Annotated in this window: 14 protein-coding genes; 5 read left to right on the top strand and 9 right to left on the bottom strand. The window is 32.0% G+C overall.

What is annotated here, in order from left to right; all coding sequences use genetic code 11:
• Positions 1-110: 110 nt before the first annotated feature.
• Positions 111-3539, bottom strand: coding sequence for a T9SS type A sorting domain-containing protein (locus tag L3J35_08410; protein MCF6366209.1), 3429 nt, complete (start codon positions 3537-3539; stop codon positions 111-113).
• A 29-nt stretch (positions 3540-3568) separates the two neighbouring features.
• Positions 3569-4015 carry a hypothetical protein gene (locus tag L3J35_08405; GenBank protein MCF6366208.1) on the bottom strand — a complete coding sequence of 149 codons (447 nt, stop codon included), beginning with the start codon at positions 4013-4015 and terminating at the stop codon, positions 3569-3571.
• Between the two features lie 141 nt (positions 4016-4156).
• On the opposite strand from L3J35_08405, the gene L3J35_08400 reads away from it, so the two are divergent.
• On the top strand, positions 4157-4627 hold the full coding sequence (locus L3J35_08400) for a hypothetical protein (protein MCF6366207.1): 471 nt from the start codon (positions 4157-4159) through the stop codon (positions 4625-4627).
• A gap of 149 nt (positions 4628-4776) precedes the next feature.
• Positions 4777-6681: a von Willebrand factor type A domain-containing protein gene (locus tag L3J35_08395; GenBank protein MCF6366206.1), complete on the top strand. Its 1905-nt coding sequence runs from the start codon at positions 4777-4779 to the stop codon at positions 6679-6681.
• A 59-nt stretch (positions 6682-6740) separates the two neighbouring features.
• On the opposite strand, the gene L3J35_08390 is transcribed toward L3J35_08395, so the two are convergent.
• Positions 6741-8090, bottom strand: a complete 1350-nt coding sequence (locus tag L3J35_08390) for a saccharopine dehydrogenase NADP-binding domain-containing protein (GenBank protein MCF6366205.1) — start codon at positions 8088-8090, stop codon at positions 6741-6743.
• A 230-nt stretch (positions 8091-8320) separates the two neighbouring features.
• Here L3J35_08390 and mutS point away from each other — a divergent pair, with 230 nt between their 5' ends.
• Positions 8321-10939, top strand: coding sequence for a DNA mismatch repair protein MutS (mutS, locus tag L3J35_08385; GenBank protein ID MCF6366204.1), 2619 nt, complete (start codon positions 8321-8323; stop codon positions 10937-10939).
• Here the strand turns inward: mutS and L3J35_08380 are convergent.
• From L3J35_08380 to L3J35_08355, 6 genes are all read right to left on the bottom strand, one after another.
• A complete protein-coding gene (locus L3J35_08380; GenBank protein MCF6366203.1) occupies positions 10908-11813 on the bottom strand; it encodes an RluA family pseudouridine synthase in 906 nt (301 codons plus the stop codon). The two genes, mutS and L3J35_08380, sit on opposite strands and share 32 nt — an antisense overlap.
• Complete coding sequence (locus L3J35_08375) at positions 11810-12583, bottom strand: sulfite exporter TauE/SafE family protein (protein MCF6366202.1); 774 nt, start codon at positions 12581-12583, stop codon at positions 11810-11812. The genes L3J35_08380 and L3J35_08375 overlap by 4 nt, the downstream gene beginning before the upstream one ends.
• A gap of 2 nt (positions 12584-12585) precedes the next feature.
• Positions 12586-13215: an NAD(P)H-dependent oxidoreductase gene (locus tag L3J35_08370; GenBank protein ID MCF6366201.1), complete on the bottom strand. Its 630-nt coding sequence runs from the start codon at positions 13213-13215 to the stop codon at positions 12586-12588.
• A 1-nt stretch (position 13216) separates the two neighbouring features.
• Complete coding sequence (gene yjjX / locus L3J35_08365) at positions 13217-13747, bottom strand: inosine/xanthosine triphosphatase (protein MCF6366200.1); 531 nt, start codon at positions 13745-13747, stop codon at positions 13217-13219.
• A gap of 68 nt (positions 13748-13815) precedes the next feature.
• Positions 13816-15459, bottom strand: coding sequence for a glycosyltransferase family 39 protein (locus L3J35_08360; GenBank protein ID MCF6366199.1), 1644 nt, complete (start codon positions 15457-15459; stop codon positions 13816-13818).
• The gene (locus L3J35_08355) at positions 15459-16127 is read right to left on the bottom strand and encodes a CBS domain-containing protein (GenBank protein ID MCF6366198.1); all 669 of its coding nucleotides are present in this window, start codon (positions 16125-16127) and stop codon (positions 15459-15461) included. Before L3J35_08355 ends, L3J35_08360 begins: the two co-directional genes overlap by 1 nt.
• Positions 16128-16242: 115 nt before the next feature.
• Here L3J35_08355 and L3J35_08350 point away from each other — a divergent pair, with 115 nt between their 5' ends.
• On the top strand, positions 16243-16959 hold the full coding sequence (locus tag L3J35_08350) for a pyridoxine 5'-phosphate synthase (GenBank protein MCF6366197.1): 717 nt from the start codon (positions 16243-16245) through the stop codon (positions 16957-16959).
• A 69-nt stretch (positions 16960-17028) separates the two neighbouring features.
• Positions 17029-17907 carry a hypothetical protein gene (locus L3J35_08345; protein ID MCF6366196.1) on the top strand — a complete coding sequence of 293 codons (879 nt, stop codon included), beginning with the start codon at positions 17029-17031 and terminating at the stop codon, positions 17905-17907.
• Positions 17908-18063: the final 156 nt, after the last annotated feature.

Genomic DNA, 18063 nt, shown 5'->3' with positions numbered 1-18063 from the left:
AGTGATAAAAATACATAGTTAAATGAAGTGGAAAAACTTCCCGATAAATTAGAACTTAATAAAAAGACAACCCTATTTATTTAGGGCTGTCTTTTGTATAATTCAAATTATCAGTTTTTCTGAATTATCTGAGAGTAATTTTCTTGCTTGCTTTTTATGTTTATAATATAAGTTCCTTTTCTTAAACCTGATATGTTAATTTGATTGTTTCTGACACTTTCTTCGTATAAAACAAGTTGCCCTTTTGTATTGTATATTCTTACAGAAAGATTACTTTCTTTATTATCAATTACAAAGTTTATAATGTCAGAACTCGGATTAGGATAGACATTAATGGATTTAATTGCTTTTGATAATAAGTTAATGCCGGAAGTTACAAGTTCAAGTATATTTGAATAATACGGTTGTGCCCCAATATAGCCGATAATATTTGATGTATAAGTTCCGGCTGAAAGGTTCATATCAATAACAATATTATGTGTTCCTGTAACAGGACTTTGCAGGGTTGTGTCTTTTGCATTGTTGATATATACTTCAACGCTGTCATACGAAACTTGAAAATCAGAAACAACTTCTAATTCTCCTGTTCCGATGTAGCTGAACGATGAAATAAAAGGAATATTATCGATTTCAGCAATATCAACCGTCCAAATACCTCTTCCGTGTGTTGCAACAACAACCTGGTTTCCTGAAATATGCATATCATAGATTGATACAGGCGGTAATCCGTTGTTTGCAATATGCCAGCTTACTCCGTTGTCTGTTGATTCAAATAAACCGATATCGGTTCCTGCCCATATTGTGTTAGGTTCGTGCGGCATAACTAATAAACAATGTGTTACAACATCAGGGAAACCATTGGTGCTTTCATTTCCTGTTCCGAAACCGGAAATGTCTGTCCACGTTTGTCCTAAATCGGTTGTTCGGAGAATCTTAGGTTTATCACTTAATGAAAATAAGACATAAGCTGTATTTTTATCAATAGGATGTGTTGCAATTCCGCTTATATATGCGTTCATATCAACAATATTATAATCAGGTAATGCTGTAAAAGAATTACCGTAGTCTGTTGAAACTTGCATTTGTAAGCCGTAGTCCGTGGCCATTCCGCCGCCTGCCCAAACAATTTTACCGTTAGCCGGTGAAACTTCAACATTATGTGCACTTGCAACAGTACCGTCTATTGCCCAATTAGTTGAGATTATCTTTTTATTCCAAGATTGTCCGAAGTTAATAGATTTATATACTCCTGAGTTGCTTACGGCAAATACTGTATTGGGTTCTTCTTTTGATACTGATAGTTTTGAAATAAAAGGTCCGTCATCAGTTGTAATACCTGTTGTTAAAGCCCAAGAAGATCCTCCGTTTGAAGAACGGTAAAACTTATTATAGTATATACTCCCGAGCATTAAGTCCGGATTTTCTGTGTGCCAAAGACATTCAAAACCGTCACCACCTATTCTGAAGTAATAATCAGAATTGCTTGTTGCATCCTCACCGGAAGGTGATTGCCATGTCCCGTTGTCTTGCATTCCCCCGAAATATTCATTTGCCGAAGGATGTTTTGCAGCTCCGTAGAACTGGGTTGTTATGTAATTATTCGGGATTTGGTCTATTGTTACACCGTTATCATACGAAACCCCGAAACCTCCGTCGTTTCCGTCAATCATAATAAAATTAGGATCTCCTGTAGGTATGATAGTAATGTTGTGATGATCAGGATGTAATCCCGGAATTGATGTTGTGCCGAACCCTGAACTTTGGAGGTAACCGTTTGGACCGCCGTAGTTTCCGTAGGCATCTGCAATACTTGTTTTAACACCTGTAATTAGTGTTAGACTACCATATTGAACTACAATTTTCGAACTTGGTAAATTTGCTGCATCCCATGTTGCTCCTGTGGTTAATATAGGCCAAAACATATATAAATTTTTGTAAAGATGTCCGCCTGCTGTCGAAATATTTGCATCCGGTGTTGTTGTATTATAAGCAACAGAATTTACAAAGATATATTCTCTTCCGAGTTCACCATAAGCATCTCCCGTACGTTCATATAAATTAAAGGCACCGTCATTTTCTTGGTCTCTGAAAGAAACCATTAATTGTATGTTGTTGTCTGTATCCCAAACTTGAAAAGGAACATCAATATAATCTTCGTAAGTATAACTTGAAGGGGCTACACCCGAGGTTGAACCTGTAGGAACCGTAAATCTGTGAGCTTTTTGTGTTAATCCCGGTCCGAATCTAATTTCTATTGAAGTCCAGTCAGATGCAACTAAGTCAGTCCCTTCATCGGAACTCATTCCCCCGTCAAGATATGCACCTCCGAAATTAATAAATGATAAGAAGTCTGTGTTTTCAGTATAGGCACCTAATATCTCAGGTGTTGAAGTTGATTCTGTGCCGTTAAACTTTAGTTTCCAAATATCAACGCCCCCTACAAATACCTCATCTGCAATGTAAGGGTGTGCAGTAATAGTATTATCATACCAACCTTGTCCTCCTAAGAAGTTTTGAGGGTCGTTATATTTTTTCCAATTTATTCCGTTATCGGTTGAAAAATATACACTGGATTCTGTTGAGGATAATTCTGTACTTGTATATACGTAGTTATTGTCAACATTTGAAACCGTAACTTCAAATCGTTTTCCTGAGCCTATTCCGTTTGATGATAACAGCCATGTATTTCCTGCATCTGTTGAACGTAAAACACCGCGTGAATTTTCACCTGCAAATAAAATGTTGAAATTTGTCGGATCTGCGGTTAAGTCTTCTACACCGGGTGAACTTGAATATACATTTGTCCATGAAGCACCTCCGTCGGCAGATTTAAAAATCCCTGTTTGCGTTGCTGCTAAAACTATGTTTTCATTAACAGGGCTAACAATTAAACGGTTAATATATGCGAAATTTTCGTCTGTAGCGGTACTTGATAGTTGATTCCAAGTTGCTCCTTTATCCGTAGATTTCCATACTCCGTTTCCTTTAAATCCGTTGCCTGTAAAACTTTCACCGGTACCGGCATATATTATATTGGTATTTGATTCGGCCATTACTAAGGTATTAACAGATAGGTTTGTTATATCTCCGGATAAGTTTGTCCAAGTACTTCCTGCATCTGTGGTTTTCCATATTCCTCCTGTAGCTGCACCGGCAAACCAAGTGTTATGGGTTGCATCATCAGGGTCTACAATAATTGCTCGTGTACGTCCTCCTATATTTGCCGGACCTCTTTGAATCCAAGGCAGAGAAACTTTGTTTAAGTTAAGGTTCTTTGCTCGGTTTAAAGCTTTTTTGTATTCAATCGTTTTGTAACTCATTTTATAACCTGATTTTTCGTAGCCTATCTTTGTTGTTATGTCTTTGAAAAATTGAGTAAACATATCAGGTTTATCTGCTTTAATATGTTTTGCCAATTGATTACTTTTCTCTTTTGTATAAGATTTTGCTATTTCTTTATCATAACTATTTTTTGACAATAATACATATGACAAAATGCCTGTTACAGCGATTATTAATAGTAAATAACTTTTTTTCATTTTATTTGTTTTTTGATTAATAAAATAGATTATCGGGTAATTGCCTTTTCTTTTTTACTTGTTTTCTTTAATAATTTTAAATTATATAAATAAGATATTTTACCTGAATCGTCCGGCGAAACTATAGTTCCTTTTTGTTGAACAATCAGCAATTCATAATCAGAATACCAAGAAACATGAGAACTTGATATTTTATCTTCATATATTACTTTTTTGCTTGTTAAATCATAAACAAAAAATTCCGTAAGAATATTAGGATTCATATTATTCTCAGGTATAGACTTTTGACATAAAACATAAGATTTCTTCGGACTGTAACTAAAAATTGTATCATTCTCAAATTTCAGGAATGCATTTTTTTTTAATTCAGGACTAACAGGATTATTAACTTCATTGTGAACAACATTTTTTGAAGTATCACACGAAACTATGTAACCGACTAACATTGAGACGCATATAAATAAGATGTGCTTCATGATTATTACAAATATAATACCTTTATATTAAAGGAGAAAAAAAAGATGTTTAGTTGCATTTTTATTAAAGTAATAGTTTTAGTTTTTTATTTTAATAAAATGAATAATTTTGTTTTTATTTTTTATTAAAATGATTTTATAATGACAACATTTTTTGAAACTTTATTCAGGACTTTTTACCGAGAGCCGAAATCTCACAGAGTTTTCTTTATGAAAACAGAAAATATTCTTGATACAGATGAAGATAAAACAGGGTTAATTATTGAAATTAAACACGACCCGAAATATAAATTTGAAGAAATACAATTAACGGAAAAACCTGTAATTGAAACAAAAAAGAAAGGAATGTCTGTTGTTGTGCAAGAGTTAATGTTAAAGTTTAAAAATCCCGGAGGTATTTATAATGACTTAGTTAATCTGAAAGAAAAAGGAAAGGGAATAAGTATATTGCATATCAGTCCGAATAATCAAGCATTTTTATACGGAGAGCATGAAGGATTAAAAATTATTGAAGTTACCGAAGAAACCTTAATTCTGGAAGGTGAAGAGGCAGATACATTTTTTCATGTTGATTCTGATTTAGCTGTTAAAATTATTGAAACACATAAATAATTGTTATTTAAATATTACTGAGGTTATTAATCTGCAATAAATCCTTAGAAAAAATCCGGTGTAAAAACATCGGATTTTTTATATAAATAATTTAGGGGTATAATAATTTTGAATTTGTCATAACAGTAAAACAATTAAAATGTATAGTTATGAAAACAAAATTAACGATTAGTCTGATTGCAATTTTATTAATTGCAAACCAATTGCAAGCTCAGAAAACAGTAACAGGAAGAGTAATTGATGACACAGGAAGTGAACTTCCGGGTGTAAGTGTTTTAGTAAAAGGAACAACTGTCGGAACAATGACTTTAGTTAACGGAACTTATTCAATAGAAGTACCCGTAGGTTCTGAAACTTTAATTTTTTCATATATAGGAATGGAAACACTTGAAGAAAAAATTAACGGAAGAAATGTAATAGATGTTTCTTTAAAACCTTCAAGTGCTGGTATTGAAGAGGTTGTTGTTACTGCAACAGGAATATCAAAAATAAACAGACCGATATCATATTGTGTTCAAACAATAGGAGGAATTAACAAAAAAAGAAAAAATAAAAAGTTTAATGCGGGAGCTGCTAATAATGTAATTATACGAGGGAATACCGGTCTTGAGAATCCGAAAAGTCACAACACCGAAGAATATGACTGTATTTCGGAAAACGGATATAAAGACACAAAAGAAAATCCGCTTTCAACACTTTCAATTGATGTGGATAATGCTTCTTATTCAAATGTAAGACGGTTTTTAAATGCAGGGCAACTTCCGCCGAAAGATGCAGTAAGAATTGAGGAAATGATAAATTATTTTACTTATGATTATCCGGAACCTCAAGGAGAACATCCCTTCTCATTTATCACAGAATATTCGGATTGCCCGTGGAATAAAGAAAATAAATTGTTACATGTGGGAATTCAGGGTAAACGTTTAGATTATAACGACTTGAAACCTTCAAATTTTGTTTTCTTAATTGATGTTTCAGGTTCTATGAGCAGCGGCAATAAATTACCTCTATTAAAAAAATCTTTGTTAAAACTGATTGATAATATGGGCAGAAAAGATTATGTGTCAATTGTTGTATATGCCGGAGCTGCCGGTTTAGTCTTGCCTCCTACGCCTGCATATAATAAAGATGTAATCAGAAAAGCATTGAATAAACTTAATGCCGGAGGTTCAACAGCCGGCGGAGCAGGAATTAAGTTAGCATACAAAATTGCAAAAAAAGTATATATAGAAAACGGGAATAATCGTGTTATTTTGGCAACCGACGGTGATTTCAATGTAGGAACTTCATCAACCGGAGCTTTGGTTAATTTAATTGAAGAAAAACGAAAAGATGATATTTATTTAACAATTCTCGGTTTCGGAATGGGGAATTACAAAGACGGAAGAATGGAGCAAATAAGCAATGCCGGTAACGGAAATTATTTCTACATCGATAATATTAAAGAGGCAGAAAAAGTTTTCGGAAAAGAAATGCGAGCCAATATGTTTACCATTGCAAAAGATGTAAAAATTCAAATTGAATTTAATCCTGCAAATGTAAAAGCTTATCGATTAATTGGCTACGAAAACAGAATTTTGAATAAAGAAGATTTTGATGATGATGCAAAAGACGCAGGAGAACTCGGTCCCGGGCATACTGTTACTGCAATTTATGAAATTATACCGTATGATTCTGACACAAAAGTAAATAAATCAGATGAGTTAAAATATCAACAGGCTGCTATACTTAGTTCTGAATTTAATGATGAATTAATGACTTTAAAATTCAGATATAAGCCACCGAAAGAAGAAAAAAGTATTTTAATTGAGCATATTGTGAAAAATTTATCTGCGGATATAAAAAAAACCACCGATAATTTTAGATTTTCGGCAGCCGTAGCAGGCTTTGGAATGTTATTGAGAGATTCTCAATTTAAAGGAAATTTAAAGTTTAAACAAATTTTAAAATTAGCATCCGAATCCAAAGGAAAAGACGAAAATGCTTACAGAAAGGAATTTATTTCTTTAATAAAAAAAGCAGAACAAATTAAAAACGATTTGGCTGAAAAATAATAATAAAAAGATGTACGGATATCAATATTAAACTTCCGTACATCTTATCTTTTTTTTAATTAAATAGAGTTTATTATTTCCCTGTCTTCTTCTTCAAATTTAATTTTAAAATTTCTAAGTTCTTCCAAAACAGGCTCATAAATAGATTTAATAACCGGAATTTGAATACCTTTTGTTTTTATTTTTCCGGTAAGTATCATTTTTGTAGCAATTCCTACCGGTAAACCTACGGTTGCAGACATTGCCGTGTTTGTATTATCCTCTCCTTCAACAACTAATGATGATGTAATTTCTTTTGTCTTTCCGTTCAGTTCATATTGAAATTTATGTTGCATTACAATCATGTCTTTATCTTGTTCCCCAAATACCCATTTTTCAACTAATATTTTTTGAAGAATTTGTGCCGGACTTGCATTCTTTAATCCTATTTTTGTGTCTTTAAAAATTCCTAACCATCTTAATCTATACATTATTGAAGAGTCTTCATCAATATTAAAAACTTTACAAATTTTTTCTTCAACACTTAAATCAGGAACAAATTTCAAGAAGGTATTTGTAAACTCTCTGTATGTCATATTCTCAGAGTTCTCCAAAGTATAAGTATCGTCAGTTGCTCCGAGTTGAACAAAAACATTCCAAGCTCTTGAAAAACCGGGCCTTCGCATTGTTCCCCTAATCATTGTTTTAATATCTTCTAAACCGTATTCTTTTCTGTAAGCCAAGGAATCTCTGTTAGGATATATTTCAAATTCACCGTAATCCAAAACCTCTGTCCTGCTGATACGTTGAAAAAGTCTGTGATAGGGAATATATTTATATTTTCCGTTTACAATTATTTGAGCGGCACTGCCTTGCCCTGCAACAACAACATTCCTCGGATTCCAAGTGAACTTATAATTCCATGGGTTATTGTCATATTTAGGAGAAACCAAACCTCCTGTGTATGAGCGGAATGCAGTAATTCTTCCGCCTTGTTCTTTTATTCTGTCAATTACTTGCATGGCAGACATATGGTCAATCCCGGGGTCAACACCTATTTCGTTAAGAATTAAAATGCCGCTTTTTTCAACATCTTCTTTCATTGCTTTTAATTCCTTAGATACATAAGAAGCAGTTACCATATCTTTTTTATGCTTAATGCAATATTCGGCAACCATATGATGCATTCTTGCCGGAAGCATAGAAATTACAATATCGGCATTTTTTATTTCTTCATCTCTTTGCATTTCATCATAAATGTCAAACTTTATGGCTTCCGCATTTTTATGTCCTTTAATTTTTTTCTTTGCAGTTTCAAGAGAAAAATCGCCTACACGCAACTTCCAATTATGTTCTTCCGAGTTATCTAATAAATAATTAATTAATGTTGATGCAGATAAGCCGGCTCCTATAAGAAATATTTTATTCATTTGTTATAATTTCTGTTTTGATTTTAGTATTATTTAATTTGAATTATTACACGAATGTAGATGTGATTTTCTTAATAATGAAATTATTTGTTCCTTTTATTAAACATATATCTTTTTTTTATTTGTGATGAAAATCATTTATTAAATAAAATCTGAATATTTTGGAATTACTTTTTTTAGAATACATCGTTTAAATTATTAGTTTTGTAAATTCAGAATTTATTAGAATTATGGCAAAAAAAGTTGTAGAAACACCTTTAATGAAACAATACAATCAAATTAAATCCAAACATCCGGATGCTGTATTATTGTTTCGTGTAGGTGATTTTTATGAAACTTTTTCTGATGATGCAATAAAAGCTTCCGAAATTTTGGGAATTACATTAACAAAACGTGCAAACGGTGCAGCAAGCTATGTTGAACTTGCAGGATTCCCTTACCATGCCCTTGACACATATCTTCCTAAATTAGTTCGTGCAGGGCAAAGGGTTGCAATTTGTGAACAACTTGAAGATCCTAAGAAAACAAAAAACATTGTTAAAAGAGGTGTTACAGAATTGGTTACACCGGGTGTTGCAATCGGGGATCATATTCTGGAACATAAGGAGAATAATTTTCTTGCATCGGTTCATATAGAAAAACAAATTGCAGGTATTTCTTTTTTAGATTTATCAACCGGTGAGTTTTATTTGGCACAAGGAAATCATCAATATATTGATAAATTATTATCAAGCTTTGCTCCCAAAGAAGTTCTTTACGAAAGAAGCAAATACGAATTATTCAGAGAACTTTTCGGAACAAAATATTATACTTATAAGCTTGAAGATTGGGCATTTACTGAAAGCACGTCAAAAGAACGCTTGCTTAAACAGTTTGATACAAAGAGCCTTAAAGGATTTGGTGTTGAAAGAATGGATTTCGGCATTACTGCAGCCGGAGCAATTCTTCAATATCTCGATTTAACCGAACACAGAAATATTAAGCACATAACAAGAATCTCTCGAATTGAGGAAGATAAATATGTTTGGTTAGATAAATTCACCATAAGAAATCTTGAATTATTTAATTCATTCGGTGAAGATGCAAAATCACTCTTGGATGTGATTGATAAAACAGTTTCGCCGCCCGGTTCAAGATTAATGAAACGATGGCTGGCTCTACCTTTAAAAAACTTAACGGCTATAAACGAACGTTTGGATTTAGTTGATTTTTTTATAAGCCAAGAAGATACTAAAGAAAAACTAACAAAACTGATAAAGCAAACCGGAGATTTAGAACGTATGAACTCTAAAATTGCTTCTCAAAGAATAAGCCCGAGAGATGTTGCTCAGTTAAAAAATGCTTTATTCGCCGTTGAAGAGATTAAAGAGATTTGCCAAAATTCAAACAATAAACATTTAAAAAAAATATCTGACAGCCTGAATCCTTGTGAAAATATAAGAGACCGAATTGAAAGAGAAATTAACGAAGAGCCGCCCACGGCAATTCAAAAAGGAAATGTGATTAAAAACGGGGTTTCTGAGGAATTAGACGAATACCGGAAAATTGCATATTCCGGAAAGGATTATCTTGAAAATATGAAACAAGAATTAGCTCTTAAAACAGGAATATCATCTTTAAAAATCGGGGTTAATAATGTTTTCGGTTACTATTTTGAAGTCAGAAACAGGTTTAAAGATATGGTTCCGGAAGAGTGGACAAGGAAACAAACTCTTGTGAGTTCTGAACGATACATTAATCAAGAATTAAAAGAATACGAAGAAAAAATACTCGGTGCTGAAGATAAAATTCATGCTCTTGAAGGCAAATTATTTGAAGATTTAGTAATCAGTTTGGCTGATTATATTCCTGTTATACAGACTACTGCACAATCTGTCGCAAAATTAGATGTATTAACTGCTTTTGCTAATGTTTCTTTGGAAAATAATTATGTGAAACCTAATGTAAATGATTCCGATGAACTGAACATTATTCAAGGACGGCATCCGGTTATTGAAGTGCAATTGCCTGTTGATGAGCCTTATATTCCGAACGATGTTTTTCTGGATACAGATAAACAGCAAATTATCATTGTAACCGGTCCGAATATGGCAGGTAAATCTGCTTTGTTACGACAAACGGCTTTAATTGTTCTCATGGCTCAAATCGGTTGTTTTGTTCCTGCTGAAAGTGCTGATATCGGTTATGTTGATAAAGTTTTTACGCGTGTCGGTGCATCGGATAATATTTCTTCCGGCGAATCAACTTTTATGGTCGAGATGAACGAAGCTTCCAGTATCTTGAATAATCTTTCTGAAAGAAGTTTAATTCTTTTTGATGAATTGGGCAGAGGAACCAGCACTTACGACGGTATTTCTATTGCGTGGTCTATTGTTGAATATATTCATGAGCATCCGAAAACAAGAGCGAAGACTTTATTTGCGACGCATTATCATGAATTAAATGAAATGGAGAAGTCTTTTGAACGAATTAAAAACTTTAATGTCTCAGTAAAAGAAGTGAATCAAAAGATTATCTTTTTACGTAAATTAGTGAAAGGCGGCAGCGAGCACAGCTTTGGTATTCATGTAGCTAAACTTGCCGGAATGCCGAGAAGTATTGTAAGCAGAGCAAACAAAATACTGGAAGAACTTGAACAATCTCACCGAAAAGAAGAGTTAATTGAGAAGGTTGATGATTTAGCCGGAAATCGTGAAGGTTATCAAATGAGTTTCTTTCAATTAGATGACCCCGTTTTAGTCCAAGTTCGAGATGAAATAAAAAATATCGACATCAACAACCTGACTCCTATGGAAGCTTTGAACAAACTTAACGAAATTAAGAAACTTTTGAACTTGAAAAATCATTAAATCTCATATTCTCTCTGTTCAGAATATAATCAAATTTTTTAGGGTACGAAACAGCAAATCTTAACTGTTTTTTTGTAACAGGATGATTAAAAGCAAGTTCTGTTGCCGATAAAAAAAGTCCTTTCCCTTTAAAAACTTTTTTGTTACCGAAATATAACTTGTCTCCGAGAATGGGAAAACCGGCTGCTTCGCAATGAATTCTTAATTGATGCGTACGACCCGTTTGCGGCATTAATTTAATTAGTGATAAAAAACCGTTTCTTAAAGAAAGTTCTGTTTTAATTAATTCAAATTCTGTGCAGGCATCTTTTTGTGCAATCGGGAAATTTATTTTTCCTTTTCGGGGAGTTTTTCCGATAACAACTGCATGATAAATCTTTTTAACTTCCTTTTTCTCAAACTGTTGTCCTAGTTTAATGCGAGAACCACTTGTTTTAGCAATAATAACCAATCCTGATGTTTGATTATCAAGCCGATGTACAGGCAAAGGACAAAGAAGTGCATCTTTTTGTTTCGACTGTTTTAAGTTAAAAAGTAAAGCATTCTCTAAAGTTTTAAAAGCATTACCGCTTACGGGTATTCCTGCGGGTTTAAAAACTATTGCTAAGTATTCGTCTTCAAAAAGAACTTCAAGTTTTAATTTAAATACCTTATTTTTAGAAATCTCATGAAATTTAAGTTCAATGATTTGTCCCGGATTTAAAAATGTCCCTGTTTCACAATTTCTTCCGTCAATGAATAATTGTTTTCGTTTTATTGCCTTTTTAACAGCATTTTTTGTTAATAAATTAGGAAATAATCCGATTGCATAATCAGTAATTCTTTTTTTTTCTGAATAATCTGAAGGAACTGTATGTTTAAATTTGTGTGTCAAGATTGTAAAGCAAATAAATAATCATAAACACCGAAAATTTCTAATGATGTTCCTAATAAAACAATTAATAAAATATAGCGAACAAATTTAGACCCCCAACTTACAGCAAAGCGAGAAGCAATAAAAGCACCGGTCATGTTTCCTATTGCTAAAATAAAGCCGTATTTATAATTGACCGTTCCGTCGAACATAAAAATACCTAATGCAAAAACAGTATATATAAGAACAATAAAAACCTTAACGGCATTTGCTTTAACCAAGTTAAGTCCTACGCCTAAAACAAGTGCCGCCAGTAAAAAAAAGCCTACTCCGGCTTGAATAAAACCGCCGTATAAGCCTACAAAGAATAATATAATAATTTGTAAAATCGTGGGTTTTTTGCTGATGTCAGTTGATTTAGATTTCAACCAAGCATCAGGTTTTAAAATAATGAAGAAAAACATAAACACGAGTAAACCGCCTATTATGTATTCCATTATCTGATTTTCAATTTTTACGGCAAATATTGCTCCTATTATTGCTCCGCCCGCTGCAGGTATTGAATACCAAATGCCTTCTTTCAAATTAAAAACTTTTTGTTGTTTAAAACTTGAAACACCAACGATATTTTGGAGCAAGATAGCAATACGCAATGTTCCGTTAGCAATATTTGCCGGCAGGCCCAAAAACATAAGAAAAGGTAATGCAAGCAAAGAACCGCCGCCGGCAAGTGTGTTAATAAAACCGGCAGCAAATCCTATTCCTACAAGTGCTGTAAGGTTCCAATCCATATTTAAAGTTTCAAAATCATTTCATTTAACGGTTTTCTTACTTTCGCTTTAAATTGATATGAATCATCTTTATGCCTGTATCCCATAACACTAACAACAACCGGTTTTAAATTATGTTTTTCTAATTTGAGAATTTTATCATATTCCGACGGAATAAAACCGCCTATCGGGCAAGCATCAATATTTTCTGATGCACATGCAATTAAAAAAGTTCCCAAAGCTATATATATTTGTTGACTTGCCCATGTAAATAATGCTTTCTCATCTTTATTATTTATATAATTTACAAGCATTTTTCTGAAAGAAGAAAGAGATTCTATACTTACATTTCTTTGCTTTGCAATATGTCCGATATAATTACCGACAAAGTTTTCATCAATATCAGTTCTTGCCGCAAAAACAATTAAATATGAAGAATCTGCAATATTTGTTTGTCCGTAGGACGAGGCAACTAATTTCTGTTTCACTTCTTTTTCTTTGACAATCACCATTTTAAAAGGCTGCATTCCGTATGATGATGCAGAAAGATTAGTTAATTTCAATATGTTTTTTACTTGTTCATCTGTTAACCGTTTAGTTTCATCGAACTTTTTTACAGAGTATCTTTGATTTAATAATTTTTCTAAATTCATTTTAGTATAATTCTGTGTTTATAAAAGGTATTAAAGCCAAAATTACGGCTTCTGAATAATATTTTGAACGGTCGGTTACATTTTTTGTTAAAATTCCGACTGCTCCGTTTTGTTTTTTTGAATCTTTTAAACCGAAAACTATATCATCAGCTTCACCGAGCTCAATTCCTTGCTCTATTAGTTTTGTTATTTTTTCAGGCAAAAAAAATGTTGCAGTTCTGGCTTTGCCTGTTTTATATTTTGATTTTATATAAACCCAAGCAAATGCTTCTGTTTCATCATTAAATTTTTGAATTCCGCCTTCAATTCCTATCCAAAAATATGCATTATTTATCTTTTTAATTGCATTATTACATCTGTTCATTGCTCCTTTATATGTTTCATTATTACTTAATGGTTGGTCTGAAACTTCGGAAGGAACAGAAATACTTTCAAAAACAAACTCGGTTTCCGGAAACACTTTTTTAAATCCGGTTTTAACGGCTTTAAATTTTACCGGACTTTTTGATGCTATAATAACTTTCTTGTTCAAAATATGATATTTAAAGATTTCAAAAATAGGAAAATAAAATCATTAGAAGATATTTCAAATAATTTGTATTAATCTTTTCTTAGCCAAAACACAAATCCGTTTTTCTCATACAACTTCTCAAAATGCGGATATTTTTCAGCAAATTCATCAGCTTTGTTAATTCTGCATGTTACATATACAGGTTTATTTATTTCTCCTTTTAATAATTGTCCGGAACTTAGGATGTCAGTTTCTGCGGGCTGTTTTTTCTTTGTATAAAAATGATGTGCATAAGATTTCATTCCGTATGTTATGAAATAAGCATCTTCACCTTCATGACTTTGATAAAATTCTATTGCTGAATTTTGTGAAATTTTTTCAACTTTCGGAACAATAATAAGTAGAGTGAGATTTGTAAATAACATGCTGATTATAAAGATAGTAACTACTTTTCTTAAATAGTTTTTTCTAAAAAAAATGATTGCTGAAATTACGCCTAATATTAAAAAAACTCCTATTAAGAATTCAAAACCTGTCCAAGAAGTAACAGCTTGCAGGTTAGCGGCAGTAAATTTGTCTTTAACAATTCCTGATTCAATAATTTCTTTATTGTGTTGACCTGTGTATTGCAAAGCAAAAATAACAAAAGCAAAGAAAGAAGCTAAAAATATTAATATTCCGCTAATGGGTTTTGATTGTTTAAGTTTTTCTATATCAGTTTTATAAATTGCATAAGCAGCTAAAAATGTTAAAGGGAAATATGCCATTGACGAATAATGTATAATTTTTGTTTTTACAATACTGAATAATATCAAAACAACCCAGAACAGAATAATCATCCATCTTTTAAATTCTTGTTGTTTGTCGGTATTATTGTCTGATTTAGCACTTCCGAAAGTTTTTAATGCAAAAATTGAAGCAGGAAAAACACCAAAAAACAAAATAATAAAATGGTATCCGAAAAAACCTTTATGCCCGGCAACATCTGTTTGAAATAATTCTATTTGATAAACTGCAAAGTCGTAAAGAATTGAATAGTTACCGTTTAAAAGTTGAAGTATGAACCAAAATCCGCCTACAAAAGTAAATGTAAGAATATAAATCAGAATATCGGAAAATCTGATTCGCATTTTAAACTTACTTATTAACAAAAAGACAAATCCTGTTAACAAAAACAACAAAAGAGCAACAGGTCCTTTTGTTAAAGTTCCCAAACCGATGAATAAAGCAGAAAGAATAATGTTTTTTCTTTTAATTTCTTTGTCTGACAGGTATTCGATAAAAAAATAAATTCCTAAAAAGATAAAAAGATTAAACCACGGATCTATGATACCTGATTTAAAATATAAATGAGGAAGAACAGAGCCGGCATAAGCAATTACCCAAATCAATCCTAATTTATTATCAAAATATTTTCTTCCTATGTTGTAAAGTATAGTTAAGGTAAGAATTCCTGCAACAGCATTCGGAAATCTTGCGGCAAATTCATTAATACCGAAAATTTTCATCGATACAACTTGCATCCAAATAAATAAAGGCGGTTTTTCCCAGAAAAGCTTAAAATCAATTTGAACGTTTAAATAATCGCCTGAAACAATCATTTCTCTTGCAGATTCAGCAAAATTAATTTCATCCCAATCAAACAAATGTACATTTCCTAAAAAAGGAATGAACATAATTGATGCCGAAAGTATTATCAAGAGGTTTATATAAAACGGCTTTATATTTTGCATTAAATATTCAAATAATTCATAAACTCTTCATAACGTTCTTCAAGAAGTTCGTTAATTTTATCTCCTTCGGTGTATGCAGCTTTTATCGTATAATTGTAACGTTCAAATGTTTGGCGAATTGCCGAAAAGTCGTTTGTATTTATTTTAACGGTAACTTCCAGTTTTGTCGAATCTTTTTTTGTTTCGGTATAAAGGCTTAAAACCTTTGCATCATTCCCCTCAATAATTTGTGAAATTTGTGAAAGAGAATAATCATGCACACTTAATTCCAAAATAAAAACAACACCCGGATTTTCAGCTGCCGATAATTTCCCCATATATTTAATTACGTCATACAAACAAATTGCTCCTATATATTTTTGTTGATTATTCAAAACCGGAACAACTGATATGTTAAGTTTTGAAAACATATTCAGAACATCATAAATATGCTGATTATCGAGAACAAATGGTCTTGCTAAGACTTTCTTACATACTGAAAAAGATTTTTGAAGCAAATCAAAATCATATATTTCATTTTCTGAAATTAAACCGTGATAATTTTTTTTATCATCAATTAACGGTATATGCGAAATCTTAAAAAAATCCATACGCACCAACGCACGTTTACCAATTTCGTTAATATTGATTGCCGGAAAAATATCTGATATTAATTCTCTTGCTTGCATTTAATATTCGTGTCAATAAAGTATAAAAACGGCATTGTTTAAATCAATTTTTTTACTTTTGCCTTTTTATAATAAACATCAAAAATATTATTTAATTATATCTCAGCAAAAGAAAATGACACGATTAAGTGTAAATATCAATAAAATCGCAACAATCAGAAATGCCAGAGGAGGCAATAATCCTGATGTTATTAAGGTTGCCGTTGATTGTGAAGGCTTCGGAGCACAAGGAATTACGGTACACCCGAGACCTGACGAAAGACATATTCGTTATGATGATGTTATTCAATTAAAAGAAGTTGTTGAAACAGAATTTAATATTGAAGGCTACCCGAATAAACGATTTATTGACTTAGTATTGAAAGTTAAACCGGAACAAGTTACATTAGTCCCAGACTCTCCGGATGTTTTAACTTCAAATGCAGGTTGGGATACAATTAAACATAAAGGTTTTTTAACTGATATTATTTCAGAATTTAAAAAATCAGGAATCAGAACATCTATTTTTACGGAAACAGACTTAAATATTATTGAAACAGCAAAACTAACGGGTACAGACAGAATTGAGTTATATACAGAACCTTATGCTGCAAATTTTCTTAAAAATAAAGAATCGGCAATTTTACCTTTTTCCGAAGCAGCAAAAAAAGCAAAAGAAATAGGATTGGAAATTAATGCAGGACATGATTTAGATTTAGATAATTTAAAATACTTTAATAAAAATATTATTGACTTAAAAGAAGTTTCAATCGGGCATGCTTTGATTTCAGATGCCTTATATTTCGGACTTCAAAACACAATACAAATGTACTTACGGCAGTTACAAATTTGAAATTCGCAATTTTAAAAAACGGATTAAAATTTGATAATAGAAATTAAAAAACTATATAAAAACAAGAAAATGAATTCTACGGCAAAATTATTAATAGTAATTGTTATTATTGAAACAGCTGCAATCGGTTGGTTAGTTTGGGATAAATTTCAAAAAAAAGAAGTTGCGGGAGAAATAAGCAAAGAACTTGTTCAGGTAAAAAGTGAGAGAGCAGTAATAGAAGAAGAGCTGGAAACAATGTATCGTCAATATGAAAGTTTAAAAACCGATAACAAGGAGATAAACGAACAATTAGAAGCTGAAAAAGAAAAAATTAAAGAAACCTTGGAGCAACTGAGAAGAGTTAAAAGAACTGATTTTGCAAAAATAAAACAACTTCAAGAAGAAACAGAAACATTAAAAACAATAATGAAAGATTATATCAAGCAAATTGATAAACTAAATACTGAAAACAAGAAGTTACATTCCGAAAATAAAGAAATTAAAAAAAGCTATGAAGATCAGATTGCTCGTACAGAAACACTTACATACTTAAAGGACAGTCTTTCCTCGCAAGTTAAAATAGCAAAAGAACTAAAAGCCGAAAATATTATTACCCTAACTTTAAATAAAAGAGATAAAACAACAAGCAGAGCAAGCAAAATGAAAAAAGTAAAAATTTGCTTTACTATTGATGACAATGTTTTAGCTAATAAAGGAAGCAGATATGCTTATGTCAGAATCGCAGGACCTGACGGTATTATTTTAATGAGCAACGAATCAGGTATGTTTAGCTTTAACGGAAAAGAAATAGCATATTCTTCAAAACGACATTTAACTTATGAAGGCAGCAAAACAAATGTTTGCATTTTTTGGACGGCAGATGAAGAACAAGCAAGCGGGAAATATGATGTAGATATATTTATGGACGGCAGTCAAATAGGAGAACAATACTTTACATTAAAGTAAAGAAATACACATCTCAGTTTATATTCTGCTATCAATGTCGTTTAGTTAATAATCTGTCATAACCTTTTGTAATTCATAGAATAAGGTTTCTTTTGCCGATGTTTTCGAATGTTTTTCCGATTAGGTCTTACAAGCTCCCGGGTGTTGTAAACAATT

This window comes from Bacteroidales bacterium, from assembly GCA_021648725.1.
Classification (GTDB): Bacteria; Bacteroidota; Bacteroidia; order Bacteroidales; family JAADGE01; genus JAADGE01.
The sequence above is the reverse complement of the archived record's forward strand: the minus strand, read 5'-3'. Positions and strand labels throughout refer to the sequence as shown.